Source organism: Verrucomicrobiota bacterium JB022 (assembly GCA_030673845.1).
Lineage (GTDB): Bacteria > Verrucomicrobiota > Verrucomicrobiia > Opitutales > Oceanipulchritudinaceae > WOUP01.
Genome location: JAUTCQ010000001.1, coordinates 155,820 through 172,140, shown reverse-complemented (window position 1 = coordinate 172,140; position 16,321 = coordinate 155,820). Strand labels below are relative to the sequence as shown.

General features: G+C 61.0%; 18 protein-coding genes. 9 read left to right on the top strand and 9 right to left on the bottom strand.

Features of this window, described 5'->3' with window-relative positions:
• The first annotated feature begins 7 nt into the window (after positions 1-7).
• Together Q7P63_00745 and Q7P63_00740 are read left to right on the top strand one after the other, a co-directional pair.
• The gene (locus tag Q7P63_00745) at positions 8-871 is read left to right on the top strand and encodes a UDP-2,3-diacylglucosamine diphosphatase (GenBank protein MDP0498602.1); all 864 of its coding nucleotides are present in this window, start codon (positions 8-10) and stop codon (positions 869-871) included.
• An 83-nt stretch (positions 872-954) separates the two neighbouring features.
• Positions 955-2,493 (top strand): sulfatase-like hydrolase/transferase, encoded by a 1,539-nt coding sequence (locus tag Q7P63_00740; GenBank protein MDP0498601.1) that lies wholly within the window; start codon positions 955-957, stop codon positions 2,491-2,493.
• 68 nt (positions 2,494-2,561) lie between these two features.
• Here the strand turns inward: Q7P63_00740 and Q7P63_00735 are convergent, their stop codons facing one another.
• Positions 2,562-3,560, bottom strand: coding sequence for an NAD(P)H-dependent glycerol-3-phosphate dehydrogenase (locus tag Q7P63_00735; GenBank protein ID MDP0498600.1), 999 nt, complete (start codon positions 3,558-3,560; stop codon positions 2,562-2,564).
• Positions 3,561-3,665: 105 nt separating this feature from the next.
• On the opposite strand from Q7P63_00735, the gene Q7P63_00730 reads away from it, so the two are divergent.
• Positions 3,666-3,929 carry a hypothetical protein gene (locus Q7P63_00730; GenBank protein MDP0498599.1) on the top strand — a complete coding sequence of 88 codons (264 nt, stop codon included), beginning with the start codon at positions 3,666-3,668 and terminating at the stop codon, positions 3,927-3,929.
• A gap of 4 nt (positions 3,930-3,933) precedes the next feature.
• Here Q7P63_00730 and Q7P63_00725 read toward each other — a convergent pair whose 3' ends face one another.
• The 5 genes from Q7P63_00725 to Q7P63_00705 all read right to left on the bottom strand — a co-directional run bounded on the left by Q7P63_00725 (position 3,934) and on the right by Q7P63_00705 (position 7,807).
• Entirely contained in the window at positions 3,934-4,290 is a 357-nt protein-coding gene (locus Q7P63_00725; protein ID MDP0498598.1) for an STAS/SEC14 domain-containing protein, read from the bottom strand.
• Positions 4,291-4,331: 41 nt separating this feature from the next.
• Positions 4,332-5,492, bottom strand: coding sequence for an ABC transporter permease (locus Q7P63_00720; GenBank protein MDP0498597.1), 1,161 nt, complete (start codon positions 5,490-5,492; stop codon positions 4,332-4,334).
• Positions 5,493-5,566: 74 nt separating this feature from the next.
• Complete coding sequence (locus Q7P63_00715; GenBank protein MDP0498596.1) at positions 5,567-6,358, bottom strand: arsenite methyltransferase; 792 nt, start codon at positions 6,356-6,358, stop codon at positions 5,567-5,569.
• A gap of 78 nt (positions 6,359-6,436) precedes the next feature.
• A complete protein-coding gene (locus Q7P63_00710; GenBank protein ID MDP0498595.1) occupies positions 6,437-7,021 on the bottom strand; it encodes a sigma-70 family RNA polymerase sigma factor in 585 nt (194 codons plus the stop codon).
• A 183-nt stretch (positions 7,022-7,204) separates the two neighbouring features.
• The gene (locus Q7P63_00705) at positions 7,205-7,807 is read right to left on the bottom strand and encodes a PEP-CTERM sorting domain-containing protein (GenBank protein ID MDP0498594.1); all 603 of its coding nucleotides are present in this window, start codon (positions 7,805-7,807) and stop codon (positions 7,205-7,207) included.
• A 205-nt stretch (positions 7,808-8,012) separates the two neighbouring features.
• Here Q7P63_00705 and Q7P63_00700 point away from each other — a divergent pair, with 205 nt between their 5' ends.
• From Q7P63_00700 to Q7P63_00690, 3 genes are all read left to right on the top strand, one after another.
• Positions 8,013-8,687 carry an HAD family hydrolase gene (locus Q7P63_00700; protein MDP0498593.1) on the top strand — a complete coding sequence of 225 codons (675 nt, stop codon included), beginning with the start codon at positions 8,013-8,015 and terminating at the stop codon, positions 8,685-8,687.
• A gap of 12 nt (positions 8,688-8,699) precedes the next feature.
• Complete coding sequence (locus Q7P63_00695) at positions 8,700-10,880, top strand: ATP-dependent RecD-like DNA helicase (GenBank protein ID MDP0498592.1); 2,181 nt, start codon at positions 8,700-8,702, stop codon at positions 10,878-10,880.
• 156 nt (positions 10,881-11,036) lie between these two features.
• Positions 11,037-11,807: a hypothetical protein gene (locus tag Q7P63_00690; GenBank protein ID MDP0498591.1), complete on the top strand. Its 771-nt coding sequence runs from the start codon at positions 11,037-11,039 to the stop codon at positions 11,805-11,807.
• A 5-nt stretch (positions 11,808-11,812) separates the two neighbouring features.
• Here Q7P63_00690 and Q7P63_00685 read toward each other — a convergent pair whose 3' ends face one another.
• Positions 11,813-12,373, bottom strand: a complete 561-nt coding sequence (locus Q7P63_00685; protein MDP0498590.1) for a ferritin-like domain-containing protein — start codon at positions 12,371-12,373, stop codon at positions 11,813-11,815.
• A gap of 77 nt (positions 12,374-12,450) precedes the next feature.
• On the opposite strand from Q7P63_00685, the gene Q7P63_00680 reads away from it, so the two are divergent.
• From Q7P63_00680 to Q7P63_00670, 3 genes are all read left to right on the top strand, one after another.
• Positions 12,451-13,278: an MBL fold metallo-hydrolase gene (locus tag Q7P63_00680; protein MDP0498589.1), complete on the top strand. Its 828-nt coding sequence runs from the start codon at positions 12,451-12,453 to the stop codon at positions 13,276-13,278.
• Positions 13,279-13,347: 69 nt separating this feature from the next.
• Complete coding sequence (locus Q7P63_00675) at positions 13,348-13,869, top strand: transporter substrate-binding domain-containing protein (GenBank protein MDP0498588.1); 522 nt, start codon at positions 13,348-13,350, stop codon at positions 13,867-13,869.
• Positions 13,866-14,816, top strand: coding sequence for a cation diffusion facilitator family transporter (locus Q7P63_00670; GenBank protein ID MDP0498587.1), 951 nt, complete (start codon positions 13,866-13,868; stop codon positions 14,814-14,816). The genes Q7P63_00675 and Q7P63_00670 overlap by 4 nt, the downstream gene beginning before the upstream one ends.
• A gap of 6 nt (positions 14,817-14,822) precedes the next feature.
• Here Q7P63_00670 and Q7P63_00665 read toward each other — a convergent pair whose 3' ends face one another.
• Both Q7P63_00665 and Q7P63_00660 read right to left on the bottom strand, forming a co-directional pair.
• Positions 14,823-15,803: a tyrosine-type recombinase/integrase gene (locus Q7P63_00665; GenBank protein ID MDP0498586.1), complete on the bottom strand. Its 981-nt coding sequence runs from the start codon at positions 15,801-15,803 to the stop codon at positions 14,823-14,825.
• A complete protein-coding gene (locus Q7P63_00660) occupies positions 15,749-16,303 on the bottom strand; it encodes an iron-sulfur cluster assembly protein (GenBank protein MDP0498585.1) in 555 nt (184 codons plus the stop codon). Before Q7P63_00660 ends, Q7P63_00665 begins: the two co-directional genes overlap by 55 nt.
• Positions 16,304-16,321: the final 18 nt, after the last annotated feature.

The window sequence follows — 16,321 nt, the reverse complement described above, 5'->3', positions numbered from 1 at the left end:
CTCTCCAATGACAAAGAAAACGAAAAAGGCAGTCCTGACCTTCAAGACCATCGTTATCTCCGATGTGCACCTTGGGGCTCCCGACTGCCAGGTCGACAAGGTCAACTTCTTCCTCAAGCACACCCACAGCGAAAAGCTGATCCTCAACGGCGACATCATCGACGGGTGGTCGCTCGCTCGCCAGGGAGGGTGGACCAAGAAGCACACCCGCTTCATCCGTCTCGTGCTGAAGAAGATGGAGAAAAAGAACGTGCATGTCATCTACCTGCGCGGCAACCACGACGACATTCTCGACCGCTTCCTGCCGCTCGAATTCGGGCGCATGGAGGTGACCGACCGCCACATCCACGAGTCTGCCAGCGGTCGCTACCTTGTGGTGCACGGCGACGTGTTCGACGCCATCACCCAAAACAGCAAGCTGATCGCCGTCCTGGGCGACATCGGCTACCAGACGCTGCTCAAGGTCAACCGCGTCTACAACAAATACCGCGCCTGGCGGGGCAAGGGCTATTTCTCGCTCAGCAAGGCGATCAAGGCCCGCACCAAAAAGGTGGTCAACTATATCAGCCGCTTCGAAGACAACGTCGAAGAATTTACCCTCAAGCACGATTGCAGCGGCTTTATCTGCGGCCACATTCACACTCCGGCCGACAAGATGGTGGGCGAGGTCCACTACCTCAACTCCGGCGACTGGGTGGAAAGTAACACCGCCCTCGTCGAGCACTTCGACAACCGCTGGGAAATCCTCACCTACGAAGACTTTGTCGTGCGCTTGGCCGAAGAAGAGCGCCGCCTCGCCGCCGCCGCCCAAGCGGAATGCCCCATGGACGAAGACGTCGACGATGAGGGCGAAACACTAATAAGCCACTAAAAAAGTCTTCTAAACCATAGGGTTGCGCAACCTAAAAAACGTTTCTCTTGCCCCCACCTCATTCAAGACCTAATCGATCTTGAATGAGGTTTCTTACTCTTCTGCTAACGAGTGCTGTTGTCGCTGTCGCCACCTTTGCTGAAACACGGATCGATTTTCCTAAAGTCGCGCCGATTCAGCAGTCTACGGACCTGCAAAACTGGACTGATATCGGGGCAAACGATCACGTTATAGCCCCTGATCTCGATTACCCGATTTTTTATCGGCAAGTCGAAGATAACCGACCCAACATCGTCTTTATCCTCACGGATGACATGCGCTACGACCAATACAGCGCCTGGGGCCATCCGTTTATCGAAACGCCGAACATTGATCGCCTTGCGACCGAAGGCATCAATTTCCAACGGGCCTACGTTACAACTCCCCTATGTGGTCCCAGCCGGAGCAGCATTTTTACAGGCAGGCTACCTTCTCGCCACGGTATCAGGACTCATACAAATGACAATCTCCATGCTTATGAGATGCCCAATGGCCCGTTCCTGCTAGAGGAAATGCAGAAAGCCGGTTACAAAACAGGCTTTTTTGGCAAATGGTTTAATGGTCGAAATTTCAACGGTCGCGTTGGCGCAGATATGTGGCGAGGTATGGGGCACGCCCACAAACCCTCATCAATACCATGGGAAGGCATCGAATATTGGAACTGGTTCGTCTCAGTTGCTTACAACCACATGTTTTATTACTGGCCAACAGGAGGGTGGACTCAAATCCACCGTTACTCAACTGACGTACTTCGCGATTTGGCCGTAGAATTCATCCACGCACGCAATACTAGAAACGAGGCACCATACTTTCTCTTTATTTCTTTCCTGAATCCACACAGCCCGTATATCCCTGATTCTCAATTTAAAGGACGTTATTCCGACCAAGGTTTTCAGATTCCAAACTATCCAAATCTTCAATTTAACCAGGCCAACAGCAACGATTATGTAAGGCAATGCGAGATGCTGCTTTCCGTAGACGAAGCGGTTCGCCAGATCCTGGATGAAATCGGTGAAAACACGATCGTGGTATTCACCTCTGACAACGGCTTTGCTCATGGAGAACACGGTTGGGCGGGCAAGAACCACCCGATGGAGGAATCGGTTGGTGTTCCTCTCTTCTGGTATGACCCGGGCCACGTAATCCCAAGAAGCAATCATGATGTGGTTGGACTCGTCGACCTTTACCAAACCTTCCTGGATTTGGCTGGCGCCGATACTCCTGAAGACCCCTACCGTTATTCAAAATCCATTTTACCAACGGTATATGAAGGTAAGCCGCATCGTGATGAACTTATTGTCCTGCACTACAATGCAAGTAACTTCAATCGAATCAATTTTGCCCAGATCATCACCCCAGACTTCACTTATTGGCAATTTGCGAACGGCTCGAACTCTCTCTATTCCTACGATGATCCATACCAACTGGTTAATTTGGTGAACGAGCCGGCGTTTTCAGATGTAAAATCTGACTTAATTGAACGCCTGGACAACGAGTTAGCCCATGAAGGTGCCAACATCATGGGAAACAATCCAATGCCCATTTGGGAAAGAGACCCGACTACTCAACTCGTCGCTCCGTAAGCCGCACCAAATCACTACTGATATTTGCTCCTGCCCTGCACGTTTCCTGCAGGGCTTTTCTATTTCCCCTAGGCTCGCTCGGGTTTGAGCTGGCGGCCCATGAGGGCGGGGATGGCTTCGCGGAGGCTGCGGCCTTCGAAGAGGATCTGGTAGATCTGTTCGAGGATGGGGGCTTCGACGCCCTTGTCCTGGCAGATGCGGTGGAAGCAGGCGGTGGTGCGGTAACCTTCGACCGTCATCGCGGCAATCAGTTGCTCCGCCGACTCCCCGCGCGCGACGCGTTCGCCAAAGGTGCGGTTGCGGCTCTCGGCTCCATTACAGGTCAACACGAGGTCGCCAAAGCCGGTGAGGCCATAAAAGGTCTCGCGCTTGCCACCGAGGGCCTCCCCCACCCGCACCATCTCGTGCAGGGCGCGGGTCAGCAGGGCGGCCTTGGTATTGTCGCGCAGGCCCAGCCCATCGCACATGCCCACCGCGATGGCGTAGACGTTCTTGAGGCAGCCGCCCAGCTCGACGCCGGTAAGGTCGTCGCTGGTATAGACGCGGACCCGCTCGCCGCTGAGGGCCTGCTGCAGGTATTCGTTTTTATCTGCCGGGAGGTTGGTGCTCAGGACGAGCGCGGTGGGCTGGCCGGCCGCCACCTGGCTGGCAAAGCTGGGGCCGCTCAGCGCGCCGTGGGCAAACTGCGGCAGCTCTTCGGCCACCACGGCGGTCGGCAGCGCGTTCGTGCCTTCTTCGAGGCCCTTGCAAAGCGTGAGGACGACTTCCAGCTGCTCGGCCTGATAGAGCTGGCTGCGGATCTCGCGGCAGACGCCGCGCAGGTAGCGCGAGGGGCAGGCGAGCACGAGCACATCGGCCTCCATCAGCGACGGGGCAAGCTCCATCCCCAGCTGCACGTCGCGCGGTAGCTCCACGCCGTCGAGGTAGCGGCGGTTCACGCGCGAGCTGGCCATCTCCAGCGCGTGATCGAGCTCGCGCGGGACGAGCGTCACGGTGTGGTTTTCGCGCACAAGGTGGAGGGCCAGGGCGGTGCCCCAGGCGCCGGCGGGGTAGATGCAAAAGTTCATAAGCTGTCAGCCAGTCGGAAGTTGGGTTAACCTGCAAAGGCTCGATGCGGGCGGCAATGCAAATCTGATTTGCGTCTCGCGCCGCCCACGCCGAACATGGGCGGTATGCTTGAGCGTTTCTTTTTATGGCGCGCGCATCGCCAGGACGCTAAGCGGCGCTACAAGCTTCCCCGCGAGCCGCGTCGAGGGCCTTTCGCGGCCGGTTTTTTCACCATGGCCAAGTCGACCCGGTTTTGGGATCGCTATTACAACACCTTCGAACGGCGCCGGGCTCGGCGGCGCTGGGTGCGGCGAGCCCTTTTGATCGGCGGAACGGTGTTCTTGCTCTGGGTGATATGGGAGAGCCTGATCGGGCTCCGCCACTTCTAGAGCGTTATGCCTTGGCCCAGGCGAGCGCCTGCGTGCTCTGGTCGAGCGGAAAGAACTTAACCTCTGCGCTGGTAAAAGGCTTCATCAGCTTCGTCGTCCACTTTTCCCAGTCGGAAGTGCCGACGATGGCAATTTTGGAGAAGTGGTTGGCATGTTTCACGTCGAGACGCGCATCGGCCCAGAGCCCTTGGGGTGTCCAGCCGTCAAAGTCGACCATCTCCCAATAAAGGCGCACTTTGCCTTGTTCGGCGATACGGCTTTCAAGCAGCGCCTTGATACTGTCGTAGTCGGCTGCATCGAGCTTGCCGCTCAGGCGCAGTGCCACCAGGTCGTCACGGGAATCGGGTAGAAGGGTATGCATGCCGGTTATTTAGCAGGATGCACACCACCCGCCGACCGGCCCTAGATGCCCACTTGGGCGGCAGCCCAGTCTATAATGGCGTTGGCCAGGATGATCAGCGTAATGCCGGTGACCACGGCCTTGGTGGCGGCCCGACCGACGGCGTCGGCCCCGCTGGTGGTTTGCAGGCCGCGCAGGCAACCGGCCACCGCCACAAGGATACCGAAGACGAAGCCTTTGAAGACCCCGAGGTAGACGTCCAGGCTTGTCACCACGTTGTCCATCTCGACCACGAACACCTCGTGCGGCACCCGCATCATGATGGTCGCGACGAGGTAGCCGCCGAGGATGCCCACCAGGTCGGCATAAATCGTGAGCAGCGGCATCATGATGGCCAGAGCCAGCAGACGCGGCAGCACGATAAAATCCATCGGGCTGATACCGAAGGTCGAAAGCGCGTCGATCTCTTCGTTGACCTTCATGCTGCCGATCTGGGCGGCGAAGGCGGCCCCTGTGCGCCCGGCCATGATCACCCCCGTCATCACCGCGCCCATCTCGCGCAACATGCCGTAGCCGACGAGGTAGGAGACGGCAAACTCCGCGCTGAACTGCCGCAGCACGACGGCGCCGAGGAAGGCGATGATCAGGCCCACGAGGAAGCTGATCAGCGAGACGATCGGCAGCGACGAGGCGCTGGTATCCTGCAGGATCTCGAAAAAGTCCTGCCGGCGGATCTTGGCCCGCCCAGTGATGAATTTGATGAAGCTGGTGAAGGCGCGGCCCACGAAGGCGAAGACCTCCTTGGTGCCGGCATACTTTTCCAGCCCCCAGTAGCCGAGAGCCGAGAGCCAGCCGGTATCCTTTGCCGCGCCTTCCGCTTCCGTCTTGCCGGAGGCTTGGGCGAGCGAGAGCAGCTTGCACACATCCTCGGGCAACGATTCACGCTCGATAGCCCACCCTTCCGCTTCGGCGGCGTCGATCAGCACAAAAAGCTGCGCCACCAGGCGCGAATCGAATCTCTCAACCGCGTCGAGGTCGAAAGCGAGCCGCTGATCGCCCTCCCACCCTTTCACCTGCGCGCGAAAGGCAGGCAACAAGTGCGGGTCTTTGGGCCGCGGCGCATGCAACGACCACCGCCCGCTCAACCGTAATACCAGCCGCCCCTGCTCCTGTTTCCAGTCGGCGGCAGGCTTGGCTTCGTTGGTGGGCGTGGCGGTCGGCATGGTCTCGTGCCGCAAAACGTTGCCCGATAAGTGCCGGAGGGCAAACGGAAACGGATGGGCGGTTGGCCAGCGGATTACTTACGGGCTTCGATCAGGGCCGAAACGACGTATTCCCCAGCCGTTCCGCTCTGCGACCACTGGTTGATCATGGCCCGCGTCTCCTCCTTTAGCTGGATGCGCACTTCGGAGAAGCCGGCCGCCTTCAGCATCGAATCGACCTCATCCACCTGCGCCGCGCCGGCCACACACGAAGTCAGTGCCTCGAAGTCGCGCTGAATGTCAGGCGGGATCGGCTTGGTGGCCACGATATCTGCGAGTGAGAGGCGGCCACCGGCCTTCAGCACCCGATGCGCTTCCCGGAAGACGCTCGGCTTGTCGGGCGAGAGGTTGATCACGCAGTTGGAAAGGATGGCGTCGACGATTCCATCGGGCACCGGCAACGCCTCGATCTCGCCCAGGCGAAACTCGACGTTGCTATAGCCGCCTTCCCGGGCATTACGCCGCGCCTTCGAAATCATCTCAGGCGTCATGTCGACCCCGATGACACGGCCCGTCGAGCCGACCGCACGGGCGGCCAGAAAACAGTCGAAGCCGCCCCCGCAACCAAGGTCGAGCACCGTTTCGCCGGGCTGAAGCTGCGCGAGCGCGGTGGGGTTGCCGCAACCCAGCCCCATCTCGGAGCCTTCCGGCACGCAGCATAAGTCGTCCTTGCTGTAGCCGATGTCTTCAGCCCGCGAGAAAGCCTTGTTTTCGCCGCCGCAGCAGCTCGGGGCACAGCAGGATTCGCCAGCAGTCTCGGCGATCTTGCGGTAGCGTTCGCGCACGACGGTGCGGGTGGCGTCTTGTTCCAACATTTCGTTGCTCATGGTGTCTAGTTTTTCAGATTCACCCACGAAGACGCCTCAGAGGTCCAAAAAGACGCAGGGAATCCAGCTTTTTTTGAATCAGGCGCAACATGTCTGCTGGCGCGGCTCGCAGTCCACCACCCTGCCGAAGGCGTCGCGGATGAAGATACAGCGCCGCTCCGCCAACTCGAGCAGGCGCTGCCGCCCCCGTTGCGCACGAGCCTTGACCGTAGAAAGCGGCAGCCCCAGCCGTTGGGCAAGGTCGACCTGCCGTTCCCCTTCCATCAGCGCTTCCAGGATTTCACGTTGCGCCCGGGGCAACTCATGCACCTGTGCCCGCACGAAAGTCATGATTTCGGCCCGGAAGGGAGTCAGGTGCTCCCCACTCTCAACGGGTCGACTTTCCTCGTCCAGCTCCTGCCAATGCCTTACGTCGCGGCGAAAGTGGTCCGACAACCGCCGACGCGCGATACCAAACAACCACGCACGCACCCGGGTATCATGGTCTACATCCTGGCAGTGTTGCCACGCCTTCAGCAATGCCTCCTGCGCCAGATCCTCCGCTTCGTTCCACTCCACGCGGCGTCGGAAGTAGGCGCGCAGCAATTCAGGGCCTTCCAGCCTCAGATATCGGCAGACCTGCGGCTCCGGCTTGCAGGGCATACTGGCATCGGTCGTCTTCACAACGACAAGTCTGGCTCCAGTTCGGGCGTCGAGCAAATGGAATCCTGAGGCGAAAGTCAGAAGCCGAGACGGAGGAGCTTATAGTCACCACCGACGGACCTCGCCGCCTACGCCTCATCAACAAAAGAAAACCGCTCCTTCCTCACGGAAAGAGCGGCTGGAAATTCACTTTAACTCCTGCGTTTACGCCCTGACGCGGCGGCGGAGGGCGATGAGGCCCAGAGCGCCGAGACCGGCGATCGCGGCCCAGGTGCTGGGCTCGGGAACCGAGATGGTGAGGGTGGCGGAGTCGGCATTGGCACCGCTGCCCCAGGTCCAGGTATAGACGCCGGGGGTCAGGCCCAGATCAGCCACCGTGGTGTTGAGAAAAATGGCCGTCCCGGACAAGGAGGTGCCAGAAACGTAATTATCGGGCACGTAGAGGCCAGGAGTGAGATTGGGAATCGCGATCAGGCCAATGCTGTCGCCCCAGCCGTTGTCCGCCACAAAACGGAAACTCGAATCGCCGAGAGCAGGGGAAGGAGGGGTCACGGGGCTGTAGAAATCCACCTCCTGATCAAACATACCCACCATGATCAAAGACCAGTCGGAGCGTACTGCCGGGCTTTGCTCGGCACCACCGGGCCCCGCTAAACCGGCAAGATCGACCGAGCCTGACCCCACCATGACAACATTGCCGTTCACGGGGTAGATCGAGAAGTTGAGGCCAGCGGAAAGCTGGGAGACTCCCAGAAGGGAAAGAGCACCTGCCGCACAGGTGCGAACGATAGAACGAAGTGAAATCATGAGACTACGTGGATGAGTGGTTTATCTGACCGACAGGCATCGCGAGACGAAGTATCAGCTGGCGGCCCGCGAGTCCATCACAATCTCTAATCGCATTTCATTCTGTTTCATATCGTGGCGGGGCACATGCGGCGCCTCCCTCCCGCCACAGTTCCCCGCTTTTGCCCTTGTGCCCGCTGGTGCGCGTGCTGTTAATGGCCTGCATATGCAACCTTTGCCCGCCGCCGTGCTCTACGACCTCGACGGAACGTTGATCGACCACTTCGACGTGATCTACCGCTGCTACTGCTATGCGCTGGAGCAGCTCGGCCTGCCGCCGGTGACTTTCGAGAAAGTCAAGGCGTCGGTCGGCGGCTCGATCCCGGTGACGATGGGCAAGCTGATCCCGCAGGAATACGTGGATGAGGCGGTGAAGCTCTTCCGCCAGCGTTACGAGCAGATCTGGCAGCAGGATATCCACATCCTGCCGGGTGTGCGTGAGCTGTTGCAGCGTTTTCAGGCCGAAGGCGTGCTGCAGGGGATGTTGACCAACAAGGAGGGCAACAACGCCCGAAAGATCGCCGCCGAAGTGGGCCTCGACGAATATCTGGACCCGATCATCGGCACGCTCGATACGCCCTATCGCAAGCCGCAGCCCGAGATGGTGGCCTATGCGCTCGAGCACCTCGGCTCGACGGCCGACGAGACGGTCTATATCGGCGACAGCCCGTATGACTTCCAGACGGCCAAGAATGGCGGCATGCGCTGCTACCTCTGCGCCACCGGCTCGCACACGATGGAGCAACTGGCCGAAGAAACCGAGGCCGACGGCATTTATCCGGACATGGTGGCGATGGCCCGCGAGGTTTGGGGCCTGGAGCTGCTGCCGACCGGCCTCTAAGCGCCTCGTGCAATGGATGAGCTGACGGGCATTCTCGAGCGCTTTATCTTCTACAACGAAGAGAACCACTTCGCGATTGCCGAGCTGCGCCCAAGCGGCGAGAAGCACCCCTACACCATCCTCGGCAACCTGCCGGGCGTGCAGTGCGGCGAGACGCTGCGCCTGCGGGGCGACTGGATCAACCACCCGCAGCACGGCAAGCAGTTCAAGTTCAAGGAATACCAGTCGGAGCTGCCCTCCAATGTGCAGGGCATCCGCAAATACCTGGGCAGCGGCCTCATCCCCGGTATCGGCAAGGTGTATGCCGACAAGATTGTCGACCACTTTGGCGCCGATACCTTCAAGGTGATCGAGCACGACAGCGGTCGCCTGCGCGAGGTACCCGGCATCGGCCCCAAGCGCGCGGTCGAGATCAAGCAGGCCTGGGACGAGCAGCACGCCCAGCGGCAGGTATTGCTCTTTCTGCAGAGCTACGGGGTCGGCAACGCGCTGTGCCTCAAGCTGATCAAGCGCTACGGCACGCAAGCGGGCGACGTGATCCGTGCGAACCCCTACCAGGTGGCGCGCGAGGTTGACGGCATCGGCTTCCTCACCGCCGACCGGATTGCGCAAAACCTCGGCTTTGCGCTCGACGCCCCGGCCCGCCTCGACGCGGGCCTGCTGCACGTGCTGGGCGAGGCGGAGACCGAGGGCCACACGGCAATGCCCGCCGAAGATCTGCGCCAGAAGACAACCGAGCTGCTCGGCGTAGCGGCGGACTTGATCGGGCACCGCATCAACGACCGCATCGTCGCCAAAGAGCTGATTTACCTGAAGGACGCCGGGCTGATCCAGAGCATCTATCTTTCCCGCGCCGAAGAACGCATCACCGATTCGCTGCAGCGCCTCATATCGTCCCCCAGCGGTTGGCCGGAGCTGAAGGTGGAGGCGGCGATCGACTGGGCACAGGAGCGGGCAGGCTTCACCTTTGCCCCCGAGCAGGTCGATGCGCTGCGCTCGGCCCTCTCCAACAAGGTCAGCATCCTCACGGGCGGCCCCGGCACCGGCAAAACGACGATCCTCCGCGCCCTTGTCGACATCCTGCGCGCCAAGAAGCTGCGCCTGAAATTGGCCGCCCCCACCGGGCGCGCCGCGCAACGCCTTTCCGAATCCGCCCGCATGCAGGCAGGCACGCTGCACCGCGTCTTGCAGTTCGACGTGCAGCAGGGCGGTTTTCTCCACACCGCCGAAAAACCGCTGGAGGCCGATTGCGTGATCGTGGACGAGGCGAGTATGCTCGACACCCGCCTCGCCGCCTCGTTTTTCACCGCCCTGCCGCCGGAGTGTCACCTACTGCTCGTGGGCGATGCTCAGCAGCTTCCCAGCGTGGGCGCGGGGCAGGTGCTGGGTGACCTGATCGGTAGTCGCAAGGTGGCGGTGACGGAGCTGAAGCAGATCTTCCGACAAGGCAAAGACAGCCCCATCGTCACCCTCGCGCACCAGATCATCCAAGGGAAGCCCACCCCCCCCTCCCCGCTCCGCCTCGTCGACCAACTGGAGTCGGGTCCGCTGGTGCAGTTTGTGGTGGCCCCTGAGCCGGAAGCCTGTGCGGCCGCCGTCGTGCAAGTCGTGCGTCACCTGCTGCCGCGCTGGGAGCCGCGCATCGACCCGCTGATGGACATCCAGGTGCTGGCCCCGATGCACCGCGGCTCGGCCGGCATCGGCACGCTCAACGAGTTGCTGCAAGCCGCCTGGCAGCGCCCCAACCGCCGCGAACTCGCGATGGGCGCCACGGTATTTCGAGAAGGCGACAAGGTGATCCAGAACCGCAACAACTACGAGCTGGGCATCTTCAACGGCGACCTCGGCCAGATCAAGGCCATCGACCCCGAGGAGGGCATGCTGCAGATCGACTTCGGCGAACGCATCGTCGAACTGACCAAGGGCGACCTGAGCGACCTCAACCTCGCCTACGCCATCAGCGTGCACAAGAGCCAGGGCAGCGAATTCCCGGTCGTCGTGCTCCCGCTGGTGAAGCAACACTTCATGCTCCTGCAGCGCAACCTGCTCTACACCGGCCTCACCCGGGGCAAGCGCCGCGTCATCCTCATCGGCGATCCCAACGCCTACTCCATCGCCGTCCGCCGCGCCGAAGGCCTCCACCGAGTGACAGGGCTACGCGTGAAGCTGGCGGAGGGGGCTGGAATGGCGTGAGCAACCGCATTCTCAGTGTATCCCCGTCCGGCATCTGGGTTTTGGTAGACCGCGCCCTACGCGGCGGCTAGCGCTTGAAACCGCTATTAGCTTGTTTCGCATCAAAAGAAAGATTAGTCTTTTCATGGATTCACTACAAGTTACCTCCCTATACCCATGCGATACCTTTTTATTCTTTTACTTGCCATTACACCGTGCCTATCAGCCGCCGAACACGGCACTCCAGAGTGGATCGTGAAGCGGTTTTTTGGTCAGCCGGAATTCGAGGAGAAGAAAGGCTTCTATATTGGAGAAATGGCAACAACTTACAGCGACGCCCCGACCATGGGCTTCTACACCAAAGGTGCTGCTGTTGTCTATCGCGAGCTTGCCTCAGACCAAAACCAGATTGTCTACGCGATCGACTATAGAAAAGACGGCGAAACCTCTAACTGGTATGCTTATCTGCGGCCAGACGGGGATCAATGGAAGCTGAGCGCAGTCAGATCGCTTGTTCTTCCCGGTGTCTTCTACATGGCTTTGGAACAAGCAAAGGCAAAGCCGAACCTGTCTCCAAGTGAGCAGTGGGAGATTGAAATAATGGAGCTGACAGCGGCATCAGACAGCCAACTGAAACAGCACCTACGGGACAACGAAGCAGCGCTTAAAGCTTTGACCAACATTGCGTTTGATGATCAGGCGCTCATTCAAGCCAGCAACGAAGAACCGAAGACTGCTGCGGCTCGCCTCTACGAATTGCACCTTTCCTATGCGGAACCCTATTCCAAGATTCATGGAGCGATCCAGTTCACCATCGGCGGTATGAGGGATGATAAAGTAGGCTACCTTTTTATTCCAGAGGGCAAAGAGCCTCCCCCGATGGACCCAAGCAACTTTATTTATATCGAGGAAGTTCTGCCCAACTGGTACTTATTCAAAACCACGTAATTCGGTCAGCCTTGCAAAATAAAAACGCGCCCATCGTCGGGTGCGCGTTCGTATATTCTCAGGATTTTACTGAAATCTACTTTCACGAGCTGCGGCTCCAGCTTTTCAGCAAGGGCAGTCAGTTTGTCGTCGGTGGCAGACTCTTCTTTTAGGGTCTCGGTGAGAAGCTTGGCGGCGTCCTTGAGGCCCAGCAGTTCGGCGGCACGGCAGATGGTGCGATAGCTCGCGATCTCGTAGTGCTCCACCTTCTGCGCGGCGGCAATCAGCGCGCTGTCGCGGACGTCGGGCGTTTCGACTTCTTCCATCATTTCTTCGCCCTCTTCGATGATGCCGGTGATGGCCTCGCACTGCTTGCGCTGGGGTGTCTTGCCAAATGCCTCGAACACCTGCTCCAGGCGCTTGATCTGGCCCTGCGTCTCGGTGCGATGCTGGCGAAATGCCTTTTTCAAGTCCGCATTCTTCGCGGTTTTCTCCATCTTCTGGAGCGCCTCCTCGATTCGGTGCTCGGCATCGTAGAGGTCCTTGAGGTCGTGGTGAAATAGATCTTCAGGAGTTTTTACGTTCATAGCAACTCCCGTAACGCAGTTGGTGTGCCATTCCTACCCTCCTCTCTCCGTGGCATGGGGCATGCAGGGTAACGCTCATGACCCAGATCCCGACCGACCCCTCCACCAAGGCTGGCGATGCGACGCCCGACGCTCGCTCGCAGGAAGTTCTGCCCGATGTTGCCTACCAGCGCATCGTGATGGTCAATGTCGTGTTTTTGGGTGATCCGCAAGCGGCTGATGCGCCGTGGGTATTGGTCGATGCGGGGCTTCCGCACAGCGGCGGCGCGATCATCAAGGCGGCTGAAGAACGCTTCGGGCCACGCGCCCCAAAGGCGATCATACTGACCCATGGGCACTTCGACCATGTGAGCGCCCTGGAAAAGCTGCGGGAGCACTGGCCGGAGACGCCGGTCTATGCCCATCGGCTGGAGAAGCCCTTTCTCGATGGCACGACGCCCTACCCTCCACCGAGTCCGAACGCCGGAGGGGGCCTGATGGCACGCCTTTCCCCTCTCTACCCTCGAAAGCCGATCATCGTGCCGGGCCTGAAGCTGCTGCCGGACGACGGTAGCGTGCCGGGGATGCCGGAGTGGCGCTGGGTGCATGTGCCGGGGCACAGTCCTGGGCAGGTCGCGCTCTGGCGCCTGAATGACCATACCTTGCTGAGCGCCGATGCCATCATCACGACCGATCAATCGTCGGCTACCGCCGTAGCGGCGCAGAAGGTCGAAATTCATGGCCCGCCGACCTACTTTACACCCGACTGGGAGGCGGCCCGCGAGTCGGTCCGTCGCTTGGCCGTTCTGCGGCCCCAGACATTGATTGCTGGCCATGGCAAGGCCCTGAGGGGAGATGAGATCCGAATCGATCTGGACCGCCTTGCGCGCGACTTCGACCAGGTTGCGCGACCACCGCGGAAGTAGATGCCTCGCACAGCCCTGGACCGGCGCTTGGCCCGCCTGATGCTACGGTGGAAGCGAACCCTTTACCCCATGAGCAGTATTTGGAGACCTCGCACGATCCTGATCGGCATGGTGGGCTTGAGCGTCCTGATGACCGGCTGCGAACGCTTCCCGCGCGACCCCGCTGGCACTCTGGAGCGAGTAGAAAAGCGCGGGGTGCTGCGGGCCGGCGCGTTTGAGAACCCGCCGTGGGTGACGGTGGAGCCCGATGGCACGGTCACAGGCGTGGAAGTGGCGCTGATCGAGGATTTCGCGCGCGAGCTGGGCGTGTCGGTCGAGTGGTCCCACGAAGGTGCGGAGGATTTATTCGCATCACTCGAAAAGCACGAATTGGATGTCGTAATTGGGGGCATTACGCAACAAAACCCCTGGCGGACGCAGCTGGGCTTCAGCCTGCCCTTTGCCACGATCCACCCAGGCGATGGGGAAGAGCCCAAGCGGCAGGTGATGGCCGTCGCCAGCGGCGAAAACGCGATGCTGATGCGGCTGGAAGCGTTTTTGCTGAGCCGGCGCGACGAGGTCGAAGCCTTGCAGGTGGAGGACGCGCCATGAGGCCCCGTGAACCTTATCGCCTGCCGGGAGCTGCCCAGCGGAAGAGTCGCCAGATCGTATGGCTGGAGTGGGCGACAGTAGTCGTCATGCTCGGCGTGGTCGCGGTAATGTATGTGGCGATGGGCAGCTCGCAGGCGATGAAGACGGCCTGGATCGAAGACTTGCTGGCCTTGGTGCCGCCGGCCGCCTTCCTCATCGCCAACCACTTTCGGGATCGCGCGCCCACCAACCGCTTCCCCTATGGCTTTCAGCGCACGGCCTTGCTGTCGTTCCTCGTTTCGGCGGTCGCGATTCTCGGCATGGGCCTCTACATGCTCTACGATGCGGCGTCGTCTCTCATCGCCCGGGAACACCCGACGCTGGGCCATTTCGACCGCTTCGGCTGGCAGATATGGTCGGGCTGGGTGATGCTGGGCGCCCTCGTCGTCAGCGTAATCCCGCCGATGATCCTCGGCTTCCTCAAGCAACGCATCTGCTGCCGCCTCAACGAGCGTACGATTCTGGCCGACGCCACAATGAACAAGGACGACTGGCAGACGGGGGTAGCGGCCATGCTGGGCGTTATCGGCATCGGCGCCGGGCTCTGGTGGGCCGATGCGGTGGCGGCGGCGCTGATCTCACTCAATGTTATCCACGACGGCACGACCCACCTGCGCCATGCCGTGCTGAACCTGCTCGATCAGCGCCCTACGGAGGCCGACTCCAGCCACCCGCTACAGATCGACCGCGACATCCGTCGCCGGGTGCTCGAATGTGCGGGCGTGGCCGAAGCCGAAGTGCGCCTGCGTGAAGAGGGCCGCTGCATCACGGGCGAAATATTTGTGCGCATGAAGCGGCCTGCGGCTACCCCGGAAGAGCTGCGCATGATCCGGGATGCGGCCGAGGGGGTAAATGACCGCCTCTACAGCCTCGTGGTGATGCCGGTCAGCGAGATCAAGGAGGCGTAGGCTGCCCTACCCGCGCGGGTGATTGAGCGCATGGACTTTCTTCAGCTCGGCCATGCCTACGTGGGTGTAGACTTGCGTCGTGGCAAGGCTGGCGTGGCCGAGCATCTCCTGCACCGCCCGAAGATCCGCCCCGCCGTTGAGCAGGTGAGTGGCGTAGGAGTGGCGGAGCTTGTGCGGCGACAGCTCCAGCGGTAGCCCGGCCAGCTGGAGGTAGACTTTCATGCGCTTTTGCACCCAATCGGGCTTCAGCGGCTTGCCCGGCTCGCGGAAAAGAATCACCGCTTCGTAGCCGCGCTCGGTCGCAAATTCGTCGCGGAAGCGCGCCAGGCAGCGCACCGCCACCGGGCCGAGCGGGCAGATACGGTCTTTGTTTCCCTTGCCGCGCACCCGTGCGAGGCCACGCTGGAAGTCGACCTGCCCGTAGGTAAGCGCGATCAACTCACTGATGCGGAGGCCGGCACCGTAAAACAGCTCAAAGATCGCCTGATCGCGCACCGCCTCAAACCGGGTCGCTTGCCCCATCTCGAAAAGCTTGGCCGGGCCTTCGAGGAACTCCGTCATCTGCTTCTCGGTAAGGAAGCGGGGCAGCGGCTGGTGGAACTTGGGCGCGCTGAGGGTATGGAAGGGGTTGCGCTGCACGAAGCGGCGGCGGCGCAGGTAGTCGAAAAACGAACGCGCGGCAGAGAGGCGCAGGTGCAGTGTGCGGCGCGACAACCCTTCGCGCTGGCGGTCGACCAGATACGACTGGATCAGCCGCTCGGGCACTTTCTCCAACGGCCCGGCATAGCCTTCCTGCCGGAAGTAGCCGAGAATCTCTTCGAGGGACTGCGCGTAGTTGCGCACCGTGTAGCGCGAGGCCTGGCGCTCGTCCCGGAGGAAATCCAGGAAAGCGCCGAGCCAGGCCGTTTCCGGCAGCGCGGGGGCCTGCGGGCTTAGCCCAGGCCGAGGATCTTGCGACCCTCCGGAGAGATCATTTGCGGCGTCCACTGCGGATCCCAGACGATGTCTACCTGTGCGGTTTCGACGGAGGGCAGCGACTGCAGCTTGGACTGCGCGTCGTTGGCGATGGTGGGGCCCATCCCACAGCCGGGGGCCGTGAGGGTCATCTTGACGCCCACATTGTAGCGGCCGGTGGCGATTTCCTCGTAATGGAGGTCGTAGATCAGCCCGAGGTCGACGATGTTGACGGGGATCTCGGGGTCGAAGCACTGGCGGAGCGAATCCCAGAGCTGCTGCTCGCTAAAGGGTTGGCCGCTGAGGTCGGTCGCCTGCAGCTCGTCGCGCAGTTGGGCCGCCACTTCGGGGCCGAAGGCGTCGAGGTGCGCCTGGTCGACGCGGTAGAGCCCGCCTTGGTCGCGCACCGTCACAGAGCCACCCAAGGCCTGGGTGATGAACAGCTCGCTGCCCTCCGGCAAGGTGATCTGCTCGCCGCTGGGGATACGCGTGGCGGGGCAGCCCGTCCGCAAATTGATAGTCGTTGCCTCCATGTGCTCTACGCTACGGGG